The organism is Larkinella rosea (assembly GCF_003858635.1).
GTDB classification, from domain to species: Bacteria; Bacteroidota; Bacteroidia; order Cytophagales; family Spirosomataceae; genus Larkinella; species Larkinella rosea.
The window spans coordinates 1,178,603-1,196,150 of sequence record NZ_RQJO01000007.1 but is presented as its reverse complement, the minus strand read 5'-3'; the positions used below and the strand labels follow the sequence as shown (position 1 = coordinate 1,196,150).

The following is a 17,548-nucleotide window of genomic DNA, read 5'->3' as shown; positions in this document are numbered from 1 at the left end:
CGAATCACCAAAATAATCCTATAAATTGTCGCTCAGGAAAGCGATAGCACTACCTCTTAGACTATATATACCACTATTTGTCACGCAAGGTTGCATCGTTTTGCCGTTAAAATTGAATTTTTATCATGACCACCGATATCTCTTCAGTTGTCCGTACGCAGGAATTTGCTGAACCGTTGCTTCAGTCGCTGCCGGATCATATGGAATATCACAACATAACGCATACGCGGGAAGTCGTAGAAGCTGCCGAATTGCTTGGAAAACAATGCAACCTCAATCCGGTAGAACGGGAAAACGTGATGATTGCAGCCTGGTTGCACGACATTGGGTATGTAAAAAGTTGTCAGAACCATGAAGCCATCGGGGCAGAGATGGCCAAGCCATTTTTGGACGAAATTGCGATTGGTCAGGAACGGGTGCAGGCCGTGATCGACTGCATCATGGCCACGAAGATGCCCCAGAATCCACACTCCAGAACCGCCGAAGTGCTCTGCGACGCCGATTTGTTTCACCTGAGCAGTGATCGTTTTTTCGAAAGCAGCGAACGGCTCCGGCAGGAAATGAAAAACACCGTTGGCAAAATCAGTAAAAGAAAATGGATGCAGGGGTCGATCGCTCTGATGGAAAAGCACCACTATTTTACTGAGTACGGAAAAGAAGTGCTGACGCCCTTGAAAGAAAAAAACCTGAAAAAGGCCCGTCGCAAACTAGCCGAACTGGAAGAAGAAGAGAACGGGAAAGCGGACAAATCGGGTGATAAACCAACGTTGGAAGAAGAAACCAAAAAAACGAAAAAACCGGAACGGGGTATCGAAACCATGTTTCGGATGACTTCGCAAAACCATTTTCAGCTCAGTGCAATGGCTGATAATAAGGCGAATATCATGATCTCGGTCAATACAATTATTGTTTCGCTGATCATCAGTATTTTAATCCGCAAGCTCGAAGAATGGCCGCAACTGGTTATCCCGACAGTCATGTTAACGGCCAGTTGCTTAGCGGCCACCATCTTTGCTATTTTAGCCACTCGTCCCAACGTAAGCGGTGGGCGATTTTCCAAAGAAGACATTCACCAGAAACAGGCGAATCTCCTGTTTTTTGGAAATTTCCATAAAATGGATCTCGTTGATTATGAATGGGGCATGAAAGAGATGATGAACGACAGCGATTTTTTGTACAGCAGCATGACCCGCGATATTTATTATTTGGGAAAAGTATTGGGGAAAAAATACCGGCTCCTTCGCTTTTCCTACACTATTTTTATGTTTGGTTTTGCAGCTTCCGTGGTCGCGTTTGGCATTGCTGCCTACTATTTTCCAGTAAAGTAAACCGAGTTTCGATTGAATGAAAATAATACAAATTACTATCCTCGCCATCGTCTGTAGTTTAGGAGCCTGCAATTCCAAAAAAGGAAATCGGGCGTCGGAAACCCAATCATTTCCGTACGATTTAAAAACGCCCGCCCATCGGTATACGCTTTCACCGGATCTGGAAGAAGTTTCGGGATTGTCGTATTTCAAAGAGAACCAGCTTCTTTGCGTTCAGGACGAAAAAGCCGTGGCCTACGTCTATGACCTGAAAAAAGAACAGATCGCCGATTCCTCCGTTTTTGGTGGATACGGTGATTATGAGGGGATTGAATGGGCGAACGACGAAATTTACACCCTGAAAAGCAACGGAGATCTCTACCATTTCAAACCATTTTCGAAAGAAATAGCCCGGATTCCGATGGATTTTCCCGGTAAGATCGAACTGGAAGGACTGGCGTATGATTCCCAAACCAATCGGTTGATGCTGGCCGTAAAAGAAGGAGGAAAGAAGGACGAGAAAGTCGTTTACATGTACGATATCAAGACCAAAGTCCTCTTTAAAGGAATGGTGATCAAGGATAAAGTACTGACCAGTGCAGGCGTTGAAGCCCACAAATTTAAGCCTTCCGGACTGGCGGTCCACCCAAAAACCGGTGATCTGTATTTCCTGACGTCCGTTGGGAAAATGCTCGTCGTCATCACCCGCAAAGGCCAAATTGTGGCCGCAGAACCGCTCGACCCCAAACTATTCCGCCAACCCGAAGGCATTTGTTTTTCACCCGCCGGAACGCTGTACATTGCCAGCGAAGGCGCCGGAAAACCGGGATATATTCTGGAGTTTGCGAACCAGCCTTAGCGCCGAATTGTATAAGGCTTATGAAGATACTCTACCTGGCCTTTTTTCTGTTTTTTTTACTTCCCAGGCTGGTTTCCGGACAGTCAAAACCGTATACGGTTTTTCTGCTGGGTGATGCGGGTGAACCCCAACCCAAAGGCGATGCGGTTTTGCAAACACTGCACAGCCAGATGCTAAAAACCGGTGCCAACAGCAGTTTGATTTACCTCGGCGACAATATTTATCCCCGTGGGTTGCCCGATTCTTCCCACGCCGACCGTGCGGATGCCGAACGGCGCATGCGGGATCAATTGTCAATCCTGAGCGGTTTTCCGGGAAAAGCGTTTGTAATTCCGGGCAACCACGACTGGCAACAGGGCAAACGCGAAGGCTGGCAGCGTATCCGGAATCAGGCGGCTTTTGTGACGGCTGAAGTAGGACGTGAAGATGTGTTCTTCCCCAAAGATGGCTGTCCGGGGCCGGTCGAAATTGCCTTGAATGAAGAAATTACGCTGGTTCTGATCGATACGCAATGGTGGTTGCATCCCTGGGATAAACCGGGCGAAGAATCCGATTGTGAAGCGAAGGATTTGCCTTCTTTTTTGCTCCTGCTGGATGACGTTTTAGCCCGAAATCAGCATAAAAAAGTGGTGCTGGCCGGGCATCATCCCATGTATAGCCACGGCGAACACGGCGGTTATTTTACCTTCAAAAACCACCTGTTTCCGTTGACGGAACTAAACCCGTCCCTGTATATTCCCTTACCGGTTATTGGCTCCATTTACCCGATTTATCGGTCCGTTATCGGTAACATTCAGGATATTCAGCATCCGAAGTATAAACTGATGCGAAATGGCATGGTTGCGTTGCTGAAAAAATACCGGAACGTGGTGTATGTCAACGGGCACGATCATAACGAACAACTCATCCTGCGCGATTCAACGTATTTCGTAACCAGCGGGAGTGGTTCCAAGTCTGTGCCAGTAAAAAAAGGGCGGAATAGCCTGTTTGCTTCACCCGATAAGGGATTTGCCCGACTGGATTTTGGCGAAAATGGCCAGACGACCATCCGGTTTTTTGCGCCGGAAGCAGGTGCTGAATCGGGTAAACTGCTCTTCGAAACCCATTTTTCGTTGCCGGTAAAACCGGTCCATTCATTCGAAACTGCGACAACTCCTGCCGTTTTGAATGTCATTCCGAGTGCGCAATATGCCGCATCCCCGATTCACAAGCTACTGCTGGGGGACAATTACCGGACTGTCTGGCAAAGTCCGGTTTCGGTTCCGGTTTTGAATTTACGGCAGGAAGCGGGAGGTTTGAAGCCCGTGCAACGCGGGGGTGGGATGCAGACCTTTTCGTTGCGACTGGCGGGGAAGGACGGCCGGGAATACGTATTGCGGTCGGTGGAAAAATACGCCGAAAATGCCATTCCGAAGCCCTTGCGGAGCGGTTTTGTCAACGACCTGGTGCAGGATCAGATTTCCGCTTCGCATCCGTTCGCAGCTTTGGTCGTTCCACCACTGGCTAATGCCGCCGGAGTTTACCATACCAATCCCAGGCTAGTGATTGTGCCGGACGACTCATTGTTGGGTCCTTATCGCCGGACGTTTGCCCATTCACTGGCACTTTTTGAGGAGCGGGTCGATGGCAATTACGAAAAGAGTGAGCAGTTTGGGGGGACTAAAAAGATATACAGCACGCTCAAATTGCTCGATAAACTGGCGGATGACAATGACAATCGGGTCGATCAAAAGGCGGTTTTGCGGGCGCGACTTTTCGATATCTGGCTGGGCGACTGGGACCGGCACGATGACCAATGGCGATGGGCAAGTTTTAAAACCGATAAAGGGCTGATTTTTGAGCCCATTCCGCGCGACCGCGATCAGGCTTTTTTTGTAAACCGGGGTATTATTCCCCAAATCGTCAGCCGTAAATGGGCGATGCCTAAGTTTCAGGGATTTAACCGCTCGATTCGCGATGTTCCCGGTTTAGTGTTCAACGCCCGGTATTTTGACCGCAGTTTTTTGACGGAACCCTCGCTCGACGACTGGCTGAAAACCGCCGACTCACTGGCGTTTCAATTGACTGATTCGGTTATTGACGGAGCCTTGAAGCGGTTGCCCCGGGCAGCCTACGAAGAAACCGCAGCGGGCATTAAAGCAAAACTTCAAAGTCGGCGCGCCGAGCTGAGCCGCTATGCTGCGGATCTCTACCGGTTCCTGGCGCGGGATGTGGATGTGACCGGCAGTGATAAAAAAGAACGTTTTGAGGTGGAGCGTCAGCCGAACGGTCACATGGTGGTAACGGTTTTCAAACTGAAAAAAAAGGACGAAATCGGTGAACAGGTATACCGTCGGGTTTTCAGTCCGGACGAAACCCATGAAGTGCGGCTGTACGGAATGGGGGGCGACGATGCGTTTATCGTGAGAGGTAAAACGCGCAAAGGTATTCTCCTGCGAATCATTGGCGGAAAAGGGAAAGACCAGGTGATTGACAGCTCCACGGTGTCCGGGATGCGCCGGGAAACGGTCGTTTATGATTCGAAGAAAACCGAGGTCGAAGCAGGTTCCGAAACCCGTTTGCGATTATCAGGGAAATCGAAAATCAATGAATACGATCGAAAAGCGTTCAAATATGATGTTCTCTTTCCGCAGGTTTCGGTACAATATAACCCCGACGACGGTTTGTTTTTGGGTGGGGGGCTGCTGTATACCAAACACGGTTTTCGGAAAGACCCCTTTGCCCAGCAGCACCGATTTATTGTCAACCACGCGTTTGCTACGAAAGCCTATAACTTCAATTATGACGGTATTTTTACGGATGTGATTGGGAACGTCGATCTGCGGGTTGACGCCGACGTGCAGGCTCCCAACTTCGTTTCCAATTTCTTCGGGTTGGGAAATACAACGGTTTTTGACAAGAAAAAAGGCATTACGTATTACCGAACCCGCTTCGAAAATATCTCGGTCAGTGCACTTTTTCAACATAAAATTGGTGCGCTGAACCTGTATTACGGCCCGGCAATGGAAAGCGTCGAAATCGAGGAAAACGACAAGCGGTTTATCAATGAATTTGCCAACCGTTTGCCGGATGGGCAAAATCTGTTCAACCGACGGTGGTACGCTGGCGTGAAAGCCGGTTTTCTGATCGATAGCCGGGACGACAAAATTATGCCGACGCGTGGAACGTATTGGCGAACGGAACTGCGACTCTACGACGGAATTTCGACGTACGCAAAAGGCCTGTCCCGGCTTCAGTCCGATCTTGCCTTTTACGCCAGTTTGCGGCTGCCGACGACGCTAACCATTGCATCGCGCGTAGGCGGGGGCGTTAACTTTTCTGATTATGAATTTTTTCAGGCCAACACGCTCGGCGGTTTGTCGAACCTGCGCGGTTTCCGGCGAACCCGGTTTGCCGGTGGAAGTACACTCTACAATAATACGGAATTGCGGCTGAAAGTAGCGACCGTTAAAACCTACCTTTTTCCGGCCTACCTGGGTTTGCTGGCGTTTAACGACGTCGGACGGGTTTGGGAAAAAGGCGAGAAGTCGAGGCACTGGCACCACGGCTACGGCGGTGGCATCTGGTTATCGCCGTATAAACAGGCCGTTATTTCGTTTCTGTATGCGATTTCGGAGGAAGAAAAATTGCCAATGCTGCGGGTCGGCTTTCTGTTCTGATCAGGAGAGTTTATACAGTTCAACACCTTCTTCCATTCCCTTCACATCAACAACGCCCAGCAGTTCCGTTAAGGCTGGAGACTCAGTCAGTTCGTTGATCACGTCCTGCGATACCAGCATGTTGGTGCCGTATGCCTTGTTGAACTGTTCGATGCGGGCAGCCAGAATGACCACGTTTCCGGTAATGGAAAACTGTTGCCGGGTTTCGGTACCGATATTACCGATTACCGCGTCGCCCACGTGGACTCCGATGCCCACGCTGGTCGGAATGATGCGGTTTTCGTAAACTGCCTGCTGAATTTCAGCGATGATTTCAAGACCGGCTTTAACGGCGTTTTCGGCTGGGTTTTCCAACGGAACCGGTGCGCCAAATGTCACCATGCAACCATCGCCGAGGAACTGATTGACAATGCCGCCGTGGCGGTTGACCACATCGACAATGATTCTGAAAAAGGAATTCTGGTAGGCCACCACGTCGTCGGCGGTGTGTTTGTCGGCGTATTTTGTGAAGTTTCGAATGTCCAGAAACAGCACGCTCACTTTCATGTGCTGACTTTTCAGCATGCCTTTTTCTTTGATGATCAAATCCGCAATTTCGGGCGAAACCTGTTGCCCGAAAAAGGTAATCAGCTGATTCTGAGTTTCATTTCGTTCAATTGAGCTTTGAATGCTTTTCTGGATTTGCCGGGAAACATACCCGGCACAGATACCACAGAGCACAAAAATGACGGCTTTGATGGCGTAGGCAAACGATGTTGTCAGGTAAAGATTGATGGAATTAACCAGCGACGAGGGTTCTTCGAGCAAATATAAACTAAGCAGGAAAAATTCGATACCGGCGATCAATCCGGTATAAAACGAGATCCAGAAATTGAGCCGGAGGGTGGAGAGAATGATGAAAAAATAAAACATGGTGGCAAACGGCGACAGCATCACCAGAATCGGATGGTCGAATTTGTCCGATAACAGGTACATCAGCAGCGCCAGGGCGGTAATCTCGAAAGTCGCATTGAGGTATTTGGTGATTTGCGGCATTTTCATTCCACGCTGCGCCCAGATCCGCAGCATATTCCAGATGTTCAGTTCGTAGACCGCCATGAAGGCCAGAAAGATGAACACAATGCGCATGATTTCCTGCTTGGCCTGTTGCGGAAAAACCATGATGGGCAGGTAAGCCGAAAAAAAGAAGGCCAGTGTGAGCCCGACTATAAACACGATCGCCAGCAATCCGGCGCGTTGCTTTTCACGCCGGAGATTTTCCTGGCTGAAAGTCAAATTATAATACGGCGTCATTTCCGTCTTCTCTCGCTTGTGGTAGATAAAGGTCATAACGTCACGATAAAAAAGCTTCCTATGACAATGCTGACTGCAAGTTAATTCCAATTGCCCCGAAGCACAAGCCGGAAGGTGTGAAACGCCGAATCGGAGGAGTGAACCGCCAAAGTGATTTAACGAAAACGTAACCGGCAAAAGTTGGCTGCAACGTTTTTGTACTTGCGATCCTACGGTCAAATATCCATCCTAACTGTTCATTTTTATAAAGCCTTTTCGCCTGCTGTTGCTGGTTTCTTTAATCGGAATTGGTATTTCCTGCAAACAATAAGCGATTGATGCTGATCCGGAACCCACCAATTCGGGGAGTCGCATGGCAATGATGTCGATCCCAGTTAGGCGGTTGTTTTTTCTCAGAATCAGGGCAATACCCTGGAAATAACGATGACGGCGACCAACTGGACGGCGATTCGGGCGGATATGAAAAATCATACATTGGGGATAGGCTAAAACTGGATTTTCGACTTCGGTATTGGAACCAGTCTAACGATGATGCCGAAGGGCTGGTTGCGGCCGGGAGTTATATGCGGAATAAACTGGAATTGTCGTATGAGACGTCTTCCCGAATTACGCCTTTTGTTTCCGCTGATTTATTTTATCTGGTGGGCGCGGGTTTGATCAGATGTCGTACAAAGCAGGTGTCAATGTAGATTTAATAAAAAGCCAAAGCCAGGATTTTCTGGTTTTTAAAGACGTGCTACAAACCGATTTGGAAGAAGGAAGTAACGTTGTTAGTGGGATCAATTACAAAGTAAAATTTAGGTTTAAAAAAAAGAAAACCACAATTTCCAACTTATAAATTCGTGCGGTTTTTTCCTGTTTTCTTGCCGTTGTAATAGGTCGAACCGGCATCACCTGCATCCTGTTCGTAAACATTATCAACCATTTTAAAAGAGGCCGGATCCGCATTCCTGATTTCGTTTCCCATAAAATACACATGTGCTTTATCTTTTGCATAACCGCCATTCAATACCGTGAATGAACCCGGATCACTATTCTTCAGGGAATTAGCTTTGAAAAAAACGGATCGGGTATCCCGTGCGTAGCCTTCAGCAAGTGTTTCAAACGAATTTAAATCAGCATTTTGAATGCGTTGATCCTGATAATAGAGATGCGTTGAATCCGAAACGTAATTGTATTCATACGGTTTCAGAAAATGGATGGTGAGCGGATTAGCCGATGTTAACATGCCGGTTTTGTAATAAACATGGGTTTTGTCCGTTGAATAATCTCCATCTAAAACCGTAAATGAAACCGGATCAGCACCTGCAATAACCTTCGATGTAGGAACACTTCTGCCCGAAGAATCATCTGACTTCATCCACGAATAATATACCTGAATCCGATCTTTTGAAAAACCACCGGATAGCGGTTTAAACGAACTTCCATCACTTTTTAATATAGGTGTTAACCGAAAATAGCCAACTTCTTTATCTGTCGCATACGTTCCATCGAGTGGTGTAAAAGTAGCCAGATCCTGTACCGGAAATGAAATGCCATCTGCATAACAGTGCGATTTGTCTTTCGCATAATTATACGCCAGCAATTCAAAAGTGGCAGCGTCTGCTCCATTAATTTTGCTTATTTTGTTATTCCGGGTCGTAAAATAAGTCTTCCCGTCCAGCGCATTTGTGCAATAAAAAACCGAAGATTTATCTTTCGCATAATTCTCGTTCAGCGCTACAAAACTGTGGCAGTCGGCATCAATGGGATAGCCTCGGTAATAAGCATTTTTGACATCTTTCCCAAACACACTGTTCAATGATTCAAATGAATTGGCATCAGCAGCGCGTACCGGAACGTTCTTGAAATAAACCACCCCATCCTTGATTTCATACCCCGATTTCTTACAGGAAAACAAGGCGCCAAATCCGAGAATAGAGAGTAGGAAAGAGATGAATTTCATGGTCTGTTGTTTGGTAAAACCAGTCAAATAATGGTTGCCCATCTAAAAATAGAAAAGCGCTACTGGTTTTTACAACGGAAATGAATAACCGGCGGTTTTGGCCGGATAACTTACGTGATTACCGGATCTGGAAGGGAACGAATAATGATTGGAACTTACTTTATCTCCTTATTTTCCATTTCGGGTTGCGGGTGTACGATATACACATCCAGCACAGCCAGCGGGCGGGCAAGGTACTCGCGGATTAAAGTGCGAAACGAATATCCCCCCGGAATGTCCTGGGCGGCAAAGGCAATGGCCGACATCCCCTGGTGATTGCCAATGTAGAGGGCACGGGCGTTGTGGAAATTCTGGGAAATAATCGTGATCTTGTCCTGATTGAAGACCTGTTTGCAGCGAACCACCGAATCGAAGGTACGGTAACCGGCGTAATCCAGTGTCATGTCGGCTTCGGGAATGCCCAGCCGGAGCAGGGCTTTTTTCATGTCGGAAGGTTCGTTGTAATATTCCGAATCGTTGTTCCCACTCAAAATGATATGTTTGATTTTGCCAACCTTCCAAAGCCGGGCTGTGGCTTCCATGCGATACCGGAAAAAAAGGTTTTCGTTGCCGCTTTTCACCGACTTGCTGGTGCCCAAAACCAGCCCAACTTCATTGGAAGGCAGCAAATCAATGTTGAAGTATACCTGGCTACGCGTGCTGTAAACAACCCAGAAATTACAAAGGAGCACGACGGTGACGCCCACGAACCCAAAGGCAATGCTGCCCTTGATGAGACGCTTCATCCGCGACACCCGAACGGGAGCACGTGTTCCTTTAGAATCGCCGGATTGCTGGCCAGTCGTATACGACATTGGGTTCATGTCATGAAAACAGTCCTAGTTGTTTCGCCGGTTGCTCGGTTTCATTGTTTTCCATATCGGGGGTTTCGGCGGCCATCGGTTCGTCGGTTTCCGACTCAACAACGATTAAGTTAGAACTTATCATTGTATTTCCTACTACATCACGTTCATTATTCCGTTTGGGTGGTAACAGTTTGACCTCTTTCACCTTGGCAAAAGGCAATTTTGCTCCCAGGGCTTTCCAGCCGCGAACGTCGATAAAACCTTCCGGTTCCAGCACCATTTTCTCGAGCGGCCCCTTGTCTTTCATCTGGTGGCTGATTTCAAAACGGGGAAACTGATCGGCAGAGACTGCCAGCAATTTCGAGCCCTTCGCGTCGCCAATGAAGCTGAATTTCTTGTCCTGCGTCGTGGTTTCCACCTTAAACCGCTTCACATAATGTGATTTCTGGTTGTGTTCGTAATAAACCGCCGATAAAATCTGCTCGCCACTAAATTTCTCCAGCACGGCAATTTCGGACGGCTCATACCGATTGGTCAAATTATAATTGGTCAATTCATATTGCCCATCTTTGTAGACGACCAAAATGCCCGCACCGTTGTCAAAGTTGCCTAAATATTTTCCACGCTCGTCGCGATTCAAACGGCCAAGGTGTTCATCATACCAGATATCGACTCCACCGAGGGTTGAAACTCCACCGGATTTCAGACTTACTTTCCGCACGGGATATTTGGTAAGAATGTTACCCTGGGCAGAGCGGTTTTTAATGCCGACTTCCGCAAAGTTGTAATCAAACTGTTTGTTTTTAGCCGAACTCTGGGCGGTTAGATTAATCGTAACGATTTCGGCTTCCCCATTGTCGTTGGCACTGAACCACAGCACTTTCGATTTCGGATTACCCATCGTCAGGTCATATTCCCGGTCGCGGGTAACGGCGGTCACACTAAACCGCTTTGCCATCGTAATGCCCGATTTACCGTCGAGATACAATATGTTATACACCTTGCGTTCGTCATTTTTCTTAAAGACGGCGCAATAGATAATATCCTTGCCGACGAACGTTTTATCCTGAATTTTAGTAACCAGGCATTTGCCATCGCGCCGGAAAATAATGATATCGTCAATGTCGGAGCAGTCGGAAACAAACTCGTCTTTTTTCAAACCCGAACCGACAAAACCGCCTTCGCGATCGACGTAGAGTTTGGCATTGGCGGCCGCCACCACGTTGGCTGCAATGGTATTGAAGGCCCGCACCTCGGTTTTGCGCTCCCGGCCTTTGCCGTATTTTTTCAGCAAATCTTTAAAATAGCTGATCGCGTAGCGGGTCAAATTGGCCAGGTTGTCATCGACTTCGGCCAGTTCCTGTTCCAACCGGCGCATCAGTTCGTCGGCTTTAAAACCGTCGTATTTTGAAATCCGCTTAATCCGGATTTCGGTCAGCCGCAACAGATCGTCCTGCGTAATTTCACGGTAAAACTGCTTTTTGTACGGTTTAAGCCCTTTGTCGATCGTTTCCAGAACAGCCTCAAAGGTTTCGCATTCTTCAATTTTTCGGTAAATGCGGTTTTCAATGAAGATTTTTTCGAGCGAACTGTAAAGCAGTTTTTCCATCAACTCGGCCCGGCGAATTTGCAATTCCCGCTCCAGCAGTTGAACCGTCTGGTTTGTATTGATTTTTAATATTTCGGTGACGGTAACAAAATGCGGTTTTTCGCCAATGATGACGCAGGCATTCGGAGACGCCGAGACTTCACATTCGGTGAAGGCATATAAGGCATCGATTGTGATATCGGGTGAAACGCCGGGCGCCAGGTGAACGTGGATTTCAACATCTTTCGACGTCAGATCTTCCACTTTCTTGATTTTGATTTTACCGTCGTCGTTGGCTTTGATGATCGAATCTTTGATCGAGGTCGTTGTGGTCCCGAATGGGATTTCGCGGATTATCAGCGTTTTTTTATCAAATTCCTCGATTTTTGCCCGAATGCGAGCCTTGCCTCCGCGTCCGCCATCGTTGTAATTGCTTACGTCAATGTAACCGCCGGTTAGAAAGTCGGGAAATAGGGTTACCGGTTTTTCCTTCAGAATGTTAATCGATGCTTCGACCAACTCAATGAAGTTGTGGGGCAGAATTTTGGTCGACAAACCGACCGCAATTCCCTCAACTCCCATCGCCAGGAGCAGCGGAAATTTGACCGGTAAGGTAACCGGTTCTTTTTTACGACCGTCGTAGGATAACTGCCATTCGGTAGTTTGCGGATTGAAAATGACGTCGTTCCCGAACTTCGACAACCGGACTTCGATGTAGCGGGGAGCCGCAGCGCCATCGCCGGTACGGATGTCGCCCCAGTTACCCTGAATATCAAAAACGAGGTTTTTCTGACCGATCGTCGTTATGGCATCGCCAATGGAAGCATCGCCATGCGGGTGGTATTGCATGGTTTGACCAATGACGTTCGCTACTTTGTTAAAACGTCCGTCGTCCATTTCGTTCAGGGCATGAAGAATCCGGCGCTGCACGGGTTTGAGACCGTCTTCAACGGCGGGAACCGCTCTTTCCAGAATAACGTATGACGCATACTCTAAAAACCAGTTTTCATACAGGCCCGATACCACGGTTTGCTGGTGCAGGGTATTTTCATTTTGATCTTCCGGTAATTCAGTGGGGTCCAGAATTTCGCTCATTCGAATGGGTACGGATAAATGCTTTGGTAAATGCTATCGGTTTGATTGGGTCGGCGGGAAGAAATAATCCGTCGATAGCTTCATAAAGATACAATTGTTTTCGAAAAAACCGGCCTGATCTGCTTAAAAACGGGATTCAAACCGAATAATCAAGCTCTTTATGATGCCAAATTGGAATTTATACAAGAAGTGCCGGTTTTATGAAAAATACCTGAAAAGGTTCGGCATCCCTTTTTCCGGAAGTTTTGGTTGCATTCATATACTGACAAAAAAAACTATATGATACTTGTATCACAAATATAATCATTTTTAAACAGAATAGCCGCTATTTTTAAGGATTTTGCTTGGGAACGGAGTGAATAACCGTCAGTAATTCACTGATCATCATAGCGGTCGCCCCCCAGACTTTAAACCCCTGCAATTGGTAAAAAGGAGCATCGATCACCACCCCCCGGATTTCGATGGCATTTTCGCCGATGATGCTCTCATCCATCAATTCGTCTAACGATACCTCAACAACGTGTTCGACCTCGCGCGGATCGGGGTAGAAATCCGGTCGGTAAGGAAGAATGCCCACCACCGGTTGCACGAAAAAATTGCTGGGAGGAATGTAGATCTCGGTCAATTTGCCCAACACTTTCACATCGGACACCCGAATGCCAACCTCCTCCTGGGCTTCGCGCAGGGCCGTGCGAATCAGGTTTTCATCGCTTCGCTCCATGCGTCCACCCGGAAAAGCCATTTGACCGGCGTGAACACCGTCGTACTGCGGACGCAGAATCAGGGGGACATAGATCGAATTCTGGTAGGGATAAAAAACAATCAGGACGGCACTGCGCCGGGTTCGTTCGTTCGGTTGCATCGCCATCCGTAGCCGCGACCGGGAAGCCATTTTTAAATGGGCATCGGCACCGGGCAGCGGTTCGGCCAGCCGTTCGCGCAGGGAACTGGCGAAGCTATGAAACGAAGAATCAAGCATATCGTTTAATCAGTTGTTCAGCACATTTTTCGCCATCCATAGCCGCGGAAACAATGCCTCCCGCGTATCCGGCACCTTCACTGCACGGAAATAACCGCCGGATCTGCACGTGTTCGAGCGTGTCGGGCAACCGCGGAATCCGCACTGGCGAGGAGGTCCGGCTTTCCACCCCGATCATCTGGGCTTCATTTGTAACGTATCCCCGCATCGATTTGCCAAACTGCTGCAAACCGGCTTTCAGTGGTGCGGCAATGGTTTCGGGCAAAACCGTCGTCATATCGACCGGTTTTAATCCCGGTTGGTAAGAAGTCGGCAACAGACGGTTCGACGGACGACCGTTGACAAAATCGGAAACCCGCTGGGCCGGTGCGGTCTGGTTGCCACCCGCCAGCTGGCAGGCGCGTTGTTCCACTTCTTTCTGAAATTGCATACCGGCCAGCGGCCCAAATTCCCGGTAATTTTTCAGGTCATTCTCGTGAATGGCTACCACCAGTCCCGAATTGGCATATTGCGAATCCCGGCGTGAGGGCGACATGCCATTCACGACCAACTCACCGGGAGCCGTAGCGGCTGGAACGATAAAACCGCCCGGGCACATGCAAAACGAAAACACCCCCCGTTCGATGCCTTTATGCCGAGTCTGAGTGACCAGACTATAGGAAGCCGCCGGCAGGTAATCTCCGCGTTCGGGGCGGTGGTACTGCACCTGATCGATGAACGATTGCTGGTGTTCGATCCGAACTCCCATCGCAAACGGTTTATTTTCAATGGTGATCCCTTTCTGGTGCAACAAATCAAATACATCGCGGGCCGAATGACCCGTTGCCAGAATGACGCCCAAACCAGTCAATTCATCACCCCGATCGGTTACAACGCCCTTAATTTCGTTTTGTTCAATCAGCAAATCGACCATGCGGGTATTAAACCGGATTTCGCCACCCGCTTCGATAATGCTTTGCCGCAGGGCTATCACCACTTCAGGCAATTTGTTGGTGCCGATGTGTGGATGAGCGTCGACCAGAATCTGTTCCGTTGCGCCGTGGGCAACCAGTATTTCCAGAATCCGTCGAACGTCGCCCCGCTTTTTGGAACGGGTGTAGAGCTTGCCGTCAGAATAAGTACCGGCCCCGCCTTCGCCGAAACAGTAATTGGATTCCGGATTGACAACGTGGTCTTTATTGATGGCGGCCAGGTCGCGCCGACGCGCCCGAACATCGCTGCCCCGTTCCAGCACGATCGGTTTTATTCCCAGTTCAACCAGCCGTAAAGCTGCAAACAAACCCGCCGGACCTGCTCCGACGACGATGGCCTGACGGGCCTGGCTGACGTCCGGATACAGACGCTGGTACGCAATCCGGGGGCTCGGTTGTTCGCCGACATAAACCTCGGCATCAATATGGACTTTCACCTGCCGCGATCGGGCATCGATGGACTGACGAAGTTTTCGAACCACCGGTCGTTCCGAATCGTCGCCCGTGAGCAAATCCGACGGAAGGAATAACCGGTTGTAAATTTCCTGTTCGAAAGCCGCGTTGTCGAGGGCGATCGCCGGATCGAGGGTTAATGTCAACGAATGAATCATACATGCAATATCGTTCTAAATCAACAACGGGAAACCGTTCCCGGTTCGCAGTTATTTCTTATATTATTCGGGTATTTTATGGTAAAATTAGTTTTTACCCCTTTAGCAGTCCGAGACCCTGACGGCGGTGGCATCTGAAATCCAAATTAAGCCTCTGCAAAAAACCGTCGTTCGGCTTTATCATTTGGGAAAATCTGAACTACTTTTACCAGTGCAGTCAGTGAATTTAATCATTTGTCAGCGTCAAAAGTCCACCGCTGTCAGGGCCTTTGACCGTATCGACGGCCCGGCACAGACCGGATTAACCCATTATTCAATGAAAAAAATACTTCTGTTCGTTTTAGTAAGTTCGATTCGATTGGTTGCCCAGAAAACCGCTCCTCCGGCTCCTTACGGCGCAGTGCCTAGTCCGCAACAGGTGCAATGGCAGCAAATGGAATATTATATGTTCATCCACTTTGGCCCGAATACCTTTACCAATCAGGAATGGGGGCACGGTGACGAAGATCCCCGGGTTTTTAATCCATCCCGCCTGGACGCCCGCCAATGGGCGCGGACGGCCAAAGCCGCCGGGATGAAAGCAATTATCATTACGGCCAAACACCACGACGGGTTTTGCCTTTGGCCCAGCAAATTTAGCAAACATACGGTTCGGGAGAGTGCCTGGAAAAACGGCCAGGGCGATGTCCTGCGCGAACTATCGAATGCCTGCAAGGAATACGGTTTGAAATTCGGCGTTTATCTGTCTCCCTGGGACCGCAATCACCCGGCTTATGGAACACCGGAATACAACCAGATTTTTGCAAATACACTCAACGAAGTGCTGAGTAGTTATGGTAACGTCTTTGAGCAGTGGTTCGACGGAGCCAATGGCGAAGGACCCAACGGCAAACGGCAGGAGTACGACTGGAACCTGTTCCGGGGTGTGGTTTTCAAGCACCAGCCGAAAGCCATCATTTTCAGTGACATTGGTCCGGGTTGCCGCTGGATGGGGAACGAGTCCGGGATTGCCGGTGAAACGAACTGGTCGACGCTGAACACCGACGGTTTTGGCATGGGCAGCGCGGCCCCGTCAACGCAGGTGCTGAATACGGGGAATGAGAACGGAAAATACTGGATTCCGGCGGAAGTTGACGTGTCGATTCGGCCGGGGTGGTTTTACAGCCCCGATACCGACGATCGCGTTAAAACATTGACCCACCTGATGAAAATCTATTATTCATCGGTTGGCCGGAATGGTAACCTGTTACTCAACGTGCCGGTTTCCCGCGAAGGGTTGATTCATCCCAACGACTCGACCCGTTTGATGGAATTCCGGAAAACCGTCGTCGAATCGTTCAAAACCAATCTGGCAAGTGGGAAAACCGTAACGGCTACGGCATTCCGGGGAAAAGACAAGCAATTTTCTGCCAGCAACTTAGTCGATGGAAAATACGACACGTACTGGACGACGGACGATGCGGTGCGTCAGGCATCTTTTGTGGTCGATCTCGGAAAACCGATTGACATAAACCGGGTGGTTTTGCAGGAATACATTCCGTTGGGGCAGCGGGTAAAATCCTTTAAAGTGGAAGCCTGGAGCGGGAATGAGTTCATTCCCGTTGATCAGCAAACCACGATTGGTTACAAGCGGATTTTGGTTTTTCCAACGCTGAAGACAGCCAAAATTCGGGTGACGATTCTGGAATCAAATGCCTGTCCGGTTTTGTCGGAAATTGGTATCTACAAAGCACCGGAGTTGCTGTCAAATCCCGAAGTCGCTCGAAACAAGCAGGGAATGGTGACCATATCGTCGGAGGTGGCCGATCCGGTTATTCGATACACCACCGATGGAAGCGAACCGACGCTGGCATCGACCCGGTATATGGCACCCTTCAGTTTTGCGAAAGGCGGAACGATAAAAGCCCGCTCGTTTATCAAAAATGGCGCAGAGTCGTCGGAAACCATCCCGGCATCGTTCGACCTGGCTCCCGAGAAATGGTCGGTCGTTGGTGATGAAAGCGGGCGGAATTCGGCCAGCCGGGCAATTGATTCGAATCCTAAAACGATCTGGCAAACCGGCCGGCAGGAGGGAAGTAAAAAATACCCGCACGAACTGGTGATCGATCTGGGAGAAACGTTGACTTTGAAAGGGTTTACCTACACACCCCGGCAGGATGGCCAGAGTGGTGGGATCATCAACCAGTACAGTTTTTTCGTCAGCGAAAATGGAACCGACTGGAAACCGGTGGTGGAGAACAGCGCATTTGCGAACATCAGGAATAATCCGGTAAAGCAGCAGGTGCCGTTTAGCAATACCCAAAAAGCCCGGTTTATCAAGCTGGTGGCGCTTTCATCGGTGAACGAAAACGAAAATTGGGCATCGGCTGCCGAAGTGGGCGTGCTGGTCAATTAAT

The 17,548-nt window shown here is 48.9% G+C and carries 11 protein-coding genes; 4 read left to right on the top strand and 7 right to left on the bottom strand.

The genetic code is table 11. The annotated features are described in order from the left end of the window. The first annotated feature begins 125 nt into the window (after nucleotides 1–125). Genes EHT25_RS05145 through EHT25_RS05135 form a run of 3 tightly spaced genes read left to right on the top strand, consistent with a single transcriptional unit; the run spans nucleotide 126 to nucleotide 5,825 of the window. Complete coding sequence (locus tag EHT25_RS05145; protein WP_229311438.1) at nucleotides 126–1,328, top strand: Pycsar system effector family protein; 1,203 nt, start codon at nucleotides 126–128, stop codon at nucleotides 1,326–1,328. A 16-nt stretch (nucleotides 1,329–1,344) separates the two neighbouring features. Next, on the top strand, nucleotides 1,345–2,166 hold the full coding sequence (locus tag EHT25_RS05140; RefSeq protein ID WP_124871617.1) for an SdiA-regulated domain-containing protein: 822 nt from the start codon (nucleotides 1,345–1,347) through the stop codon (nucleotides 2,164–2,166). 20 nt (nucleotides 2,167–2,186) lie between these two features. After that, nucleotides 2,187–5,825, top strand: coding sequence for a BamA/TamA family outer membrane protein (locus tag EHT25_RS05135; RefSeq protein WP_124871614.1), 3,639 nt, complete (start codon nucleotides 2,187–2,189; stop codon nucleotides 5,823–5,825). Here the strand turns inward: EHT25_RS05135 and EHT25_RS05130 are convergent, their stop codons facing one another. From EHT25_RS05130 to EHT25_RS05100, 7 genes are all read right to left on the bottom strand, one after another. After that, nucleotides 5,826–7,154, bottom strand: a complete 1,329-nt coding sequence (locus tag EHT25_RS05130; RefSeq protein WP_124871611.1) for an adenylate/guanylate cyclase domain-containing protein — start codon at nucleotides 7,152–7,154, stop codon at nucleotides 5,826–5,828. Between the two features lie 192 nt (nucleotides 7,155–7,346). Beyond that, nucleotides 7,347–7,589: a hypothetical protein gene (locus EHT25_RS05125; protein ID WP_124871607.1), complete on the bottom strand. Its 243-nt coding sequence runs from the start codon at nucleotides 7,587–7,589 to the stop codon at nucleotides 7,347–7,349. A gap of 361 nt (nucleotides 7,590–7,950) precedes the next feature. Then, nucleotides 7,951–9,063: a DKNYY domain-containing protein gene (locus EHT25_RS05120; RefSeq protein WP_221622242.1), complete on the bottom strand. Its 1,113-nt coding sequence runs from the start codon at nucleotides 9,061–9,063 to the stop codon at nucleotides 7,951–7,953. A 155-nt stretch (nucleotides 9,064–9,218) separates the two neighbouring features. Further along, nucleotides 9,219–9,926 (bottom strand): SanA/YdcF family protein, encoded by a 708-nt coding sequence (locus EHT25_RS05115; RefSeq protein ID WP_124871600.1) that lies wholly within the window; start codon nucleotides 9,924–9,926, stop codon nucleotides 9,219–9,221. Nucleotide 9,927: 1 nt separating this feature from the next. Continuing rightward, nucleotides 9,928–12,591, bottom strand: coding sequence for a DNA gyrase/topoisomerase IV subunit A (locus EHT25_RS05110; RefSeq protein ID WP_124871597.1), 2,664 nt, complete (start codon nucleotides 12,589–12,591; stop codon nucleotides 9,928–9,930). Between the two features lie 331 nt (nucleotides 12,592–12,922). Beyond that, nucleotides 12,923–13,570 carry an NUDIX hydrolase gene (locus EHT25_RS05105; RefSeq protein ID WP_124871594.1) on the bottom strand — a complete coding sequence of 216 codons (648 nt, stop codon included), beginning with the start codon at nucleotides 13,568–13,570 and terminating at the stop codon, nucleotides 12,923–12,925. Beyond that, nucleotides 13,563–15,152 carry an NAD(P)/FAD-dependent oxidoreductase gene (locus tag EHT25_RS05100; RefSeq protein ID WP_124871591.1) on the bottom strand — a complete coding sequence of 530 codons (1,590 nt, stop codon included), beginning with the start codon at nucleotides 15,150–15,152 and terminating at the stop codon, nucleotides 13,563–13,565. The genes EHT25_RS05105 and EHT25_RS05100 overlap by 8 nt, the downstream gene beginning before the upstream one ends. Before the next feature lie 316 nt (nucleotides 15,153–15,468). Here EHT25_RS05100 and EHT25_RS05095 point away from each other — a divergent pair, with 316 nt between their 5' ends. Beyond that, on the top strand, nucleotides 15,469–17,547 hold the full coding sequence (locus EHT25_RS05095) for an alpha-L-fucosidase (protein ID WP_124871588.1): 2,079 nt from the start codon (nucleotides 15,469–15,471) through the stop codon (nucleotides 17,545–17,547). The last annotated feature ends 1 nt before the right edge of the window (nucleotide 17,548 follow it).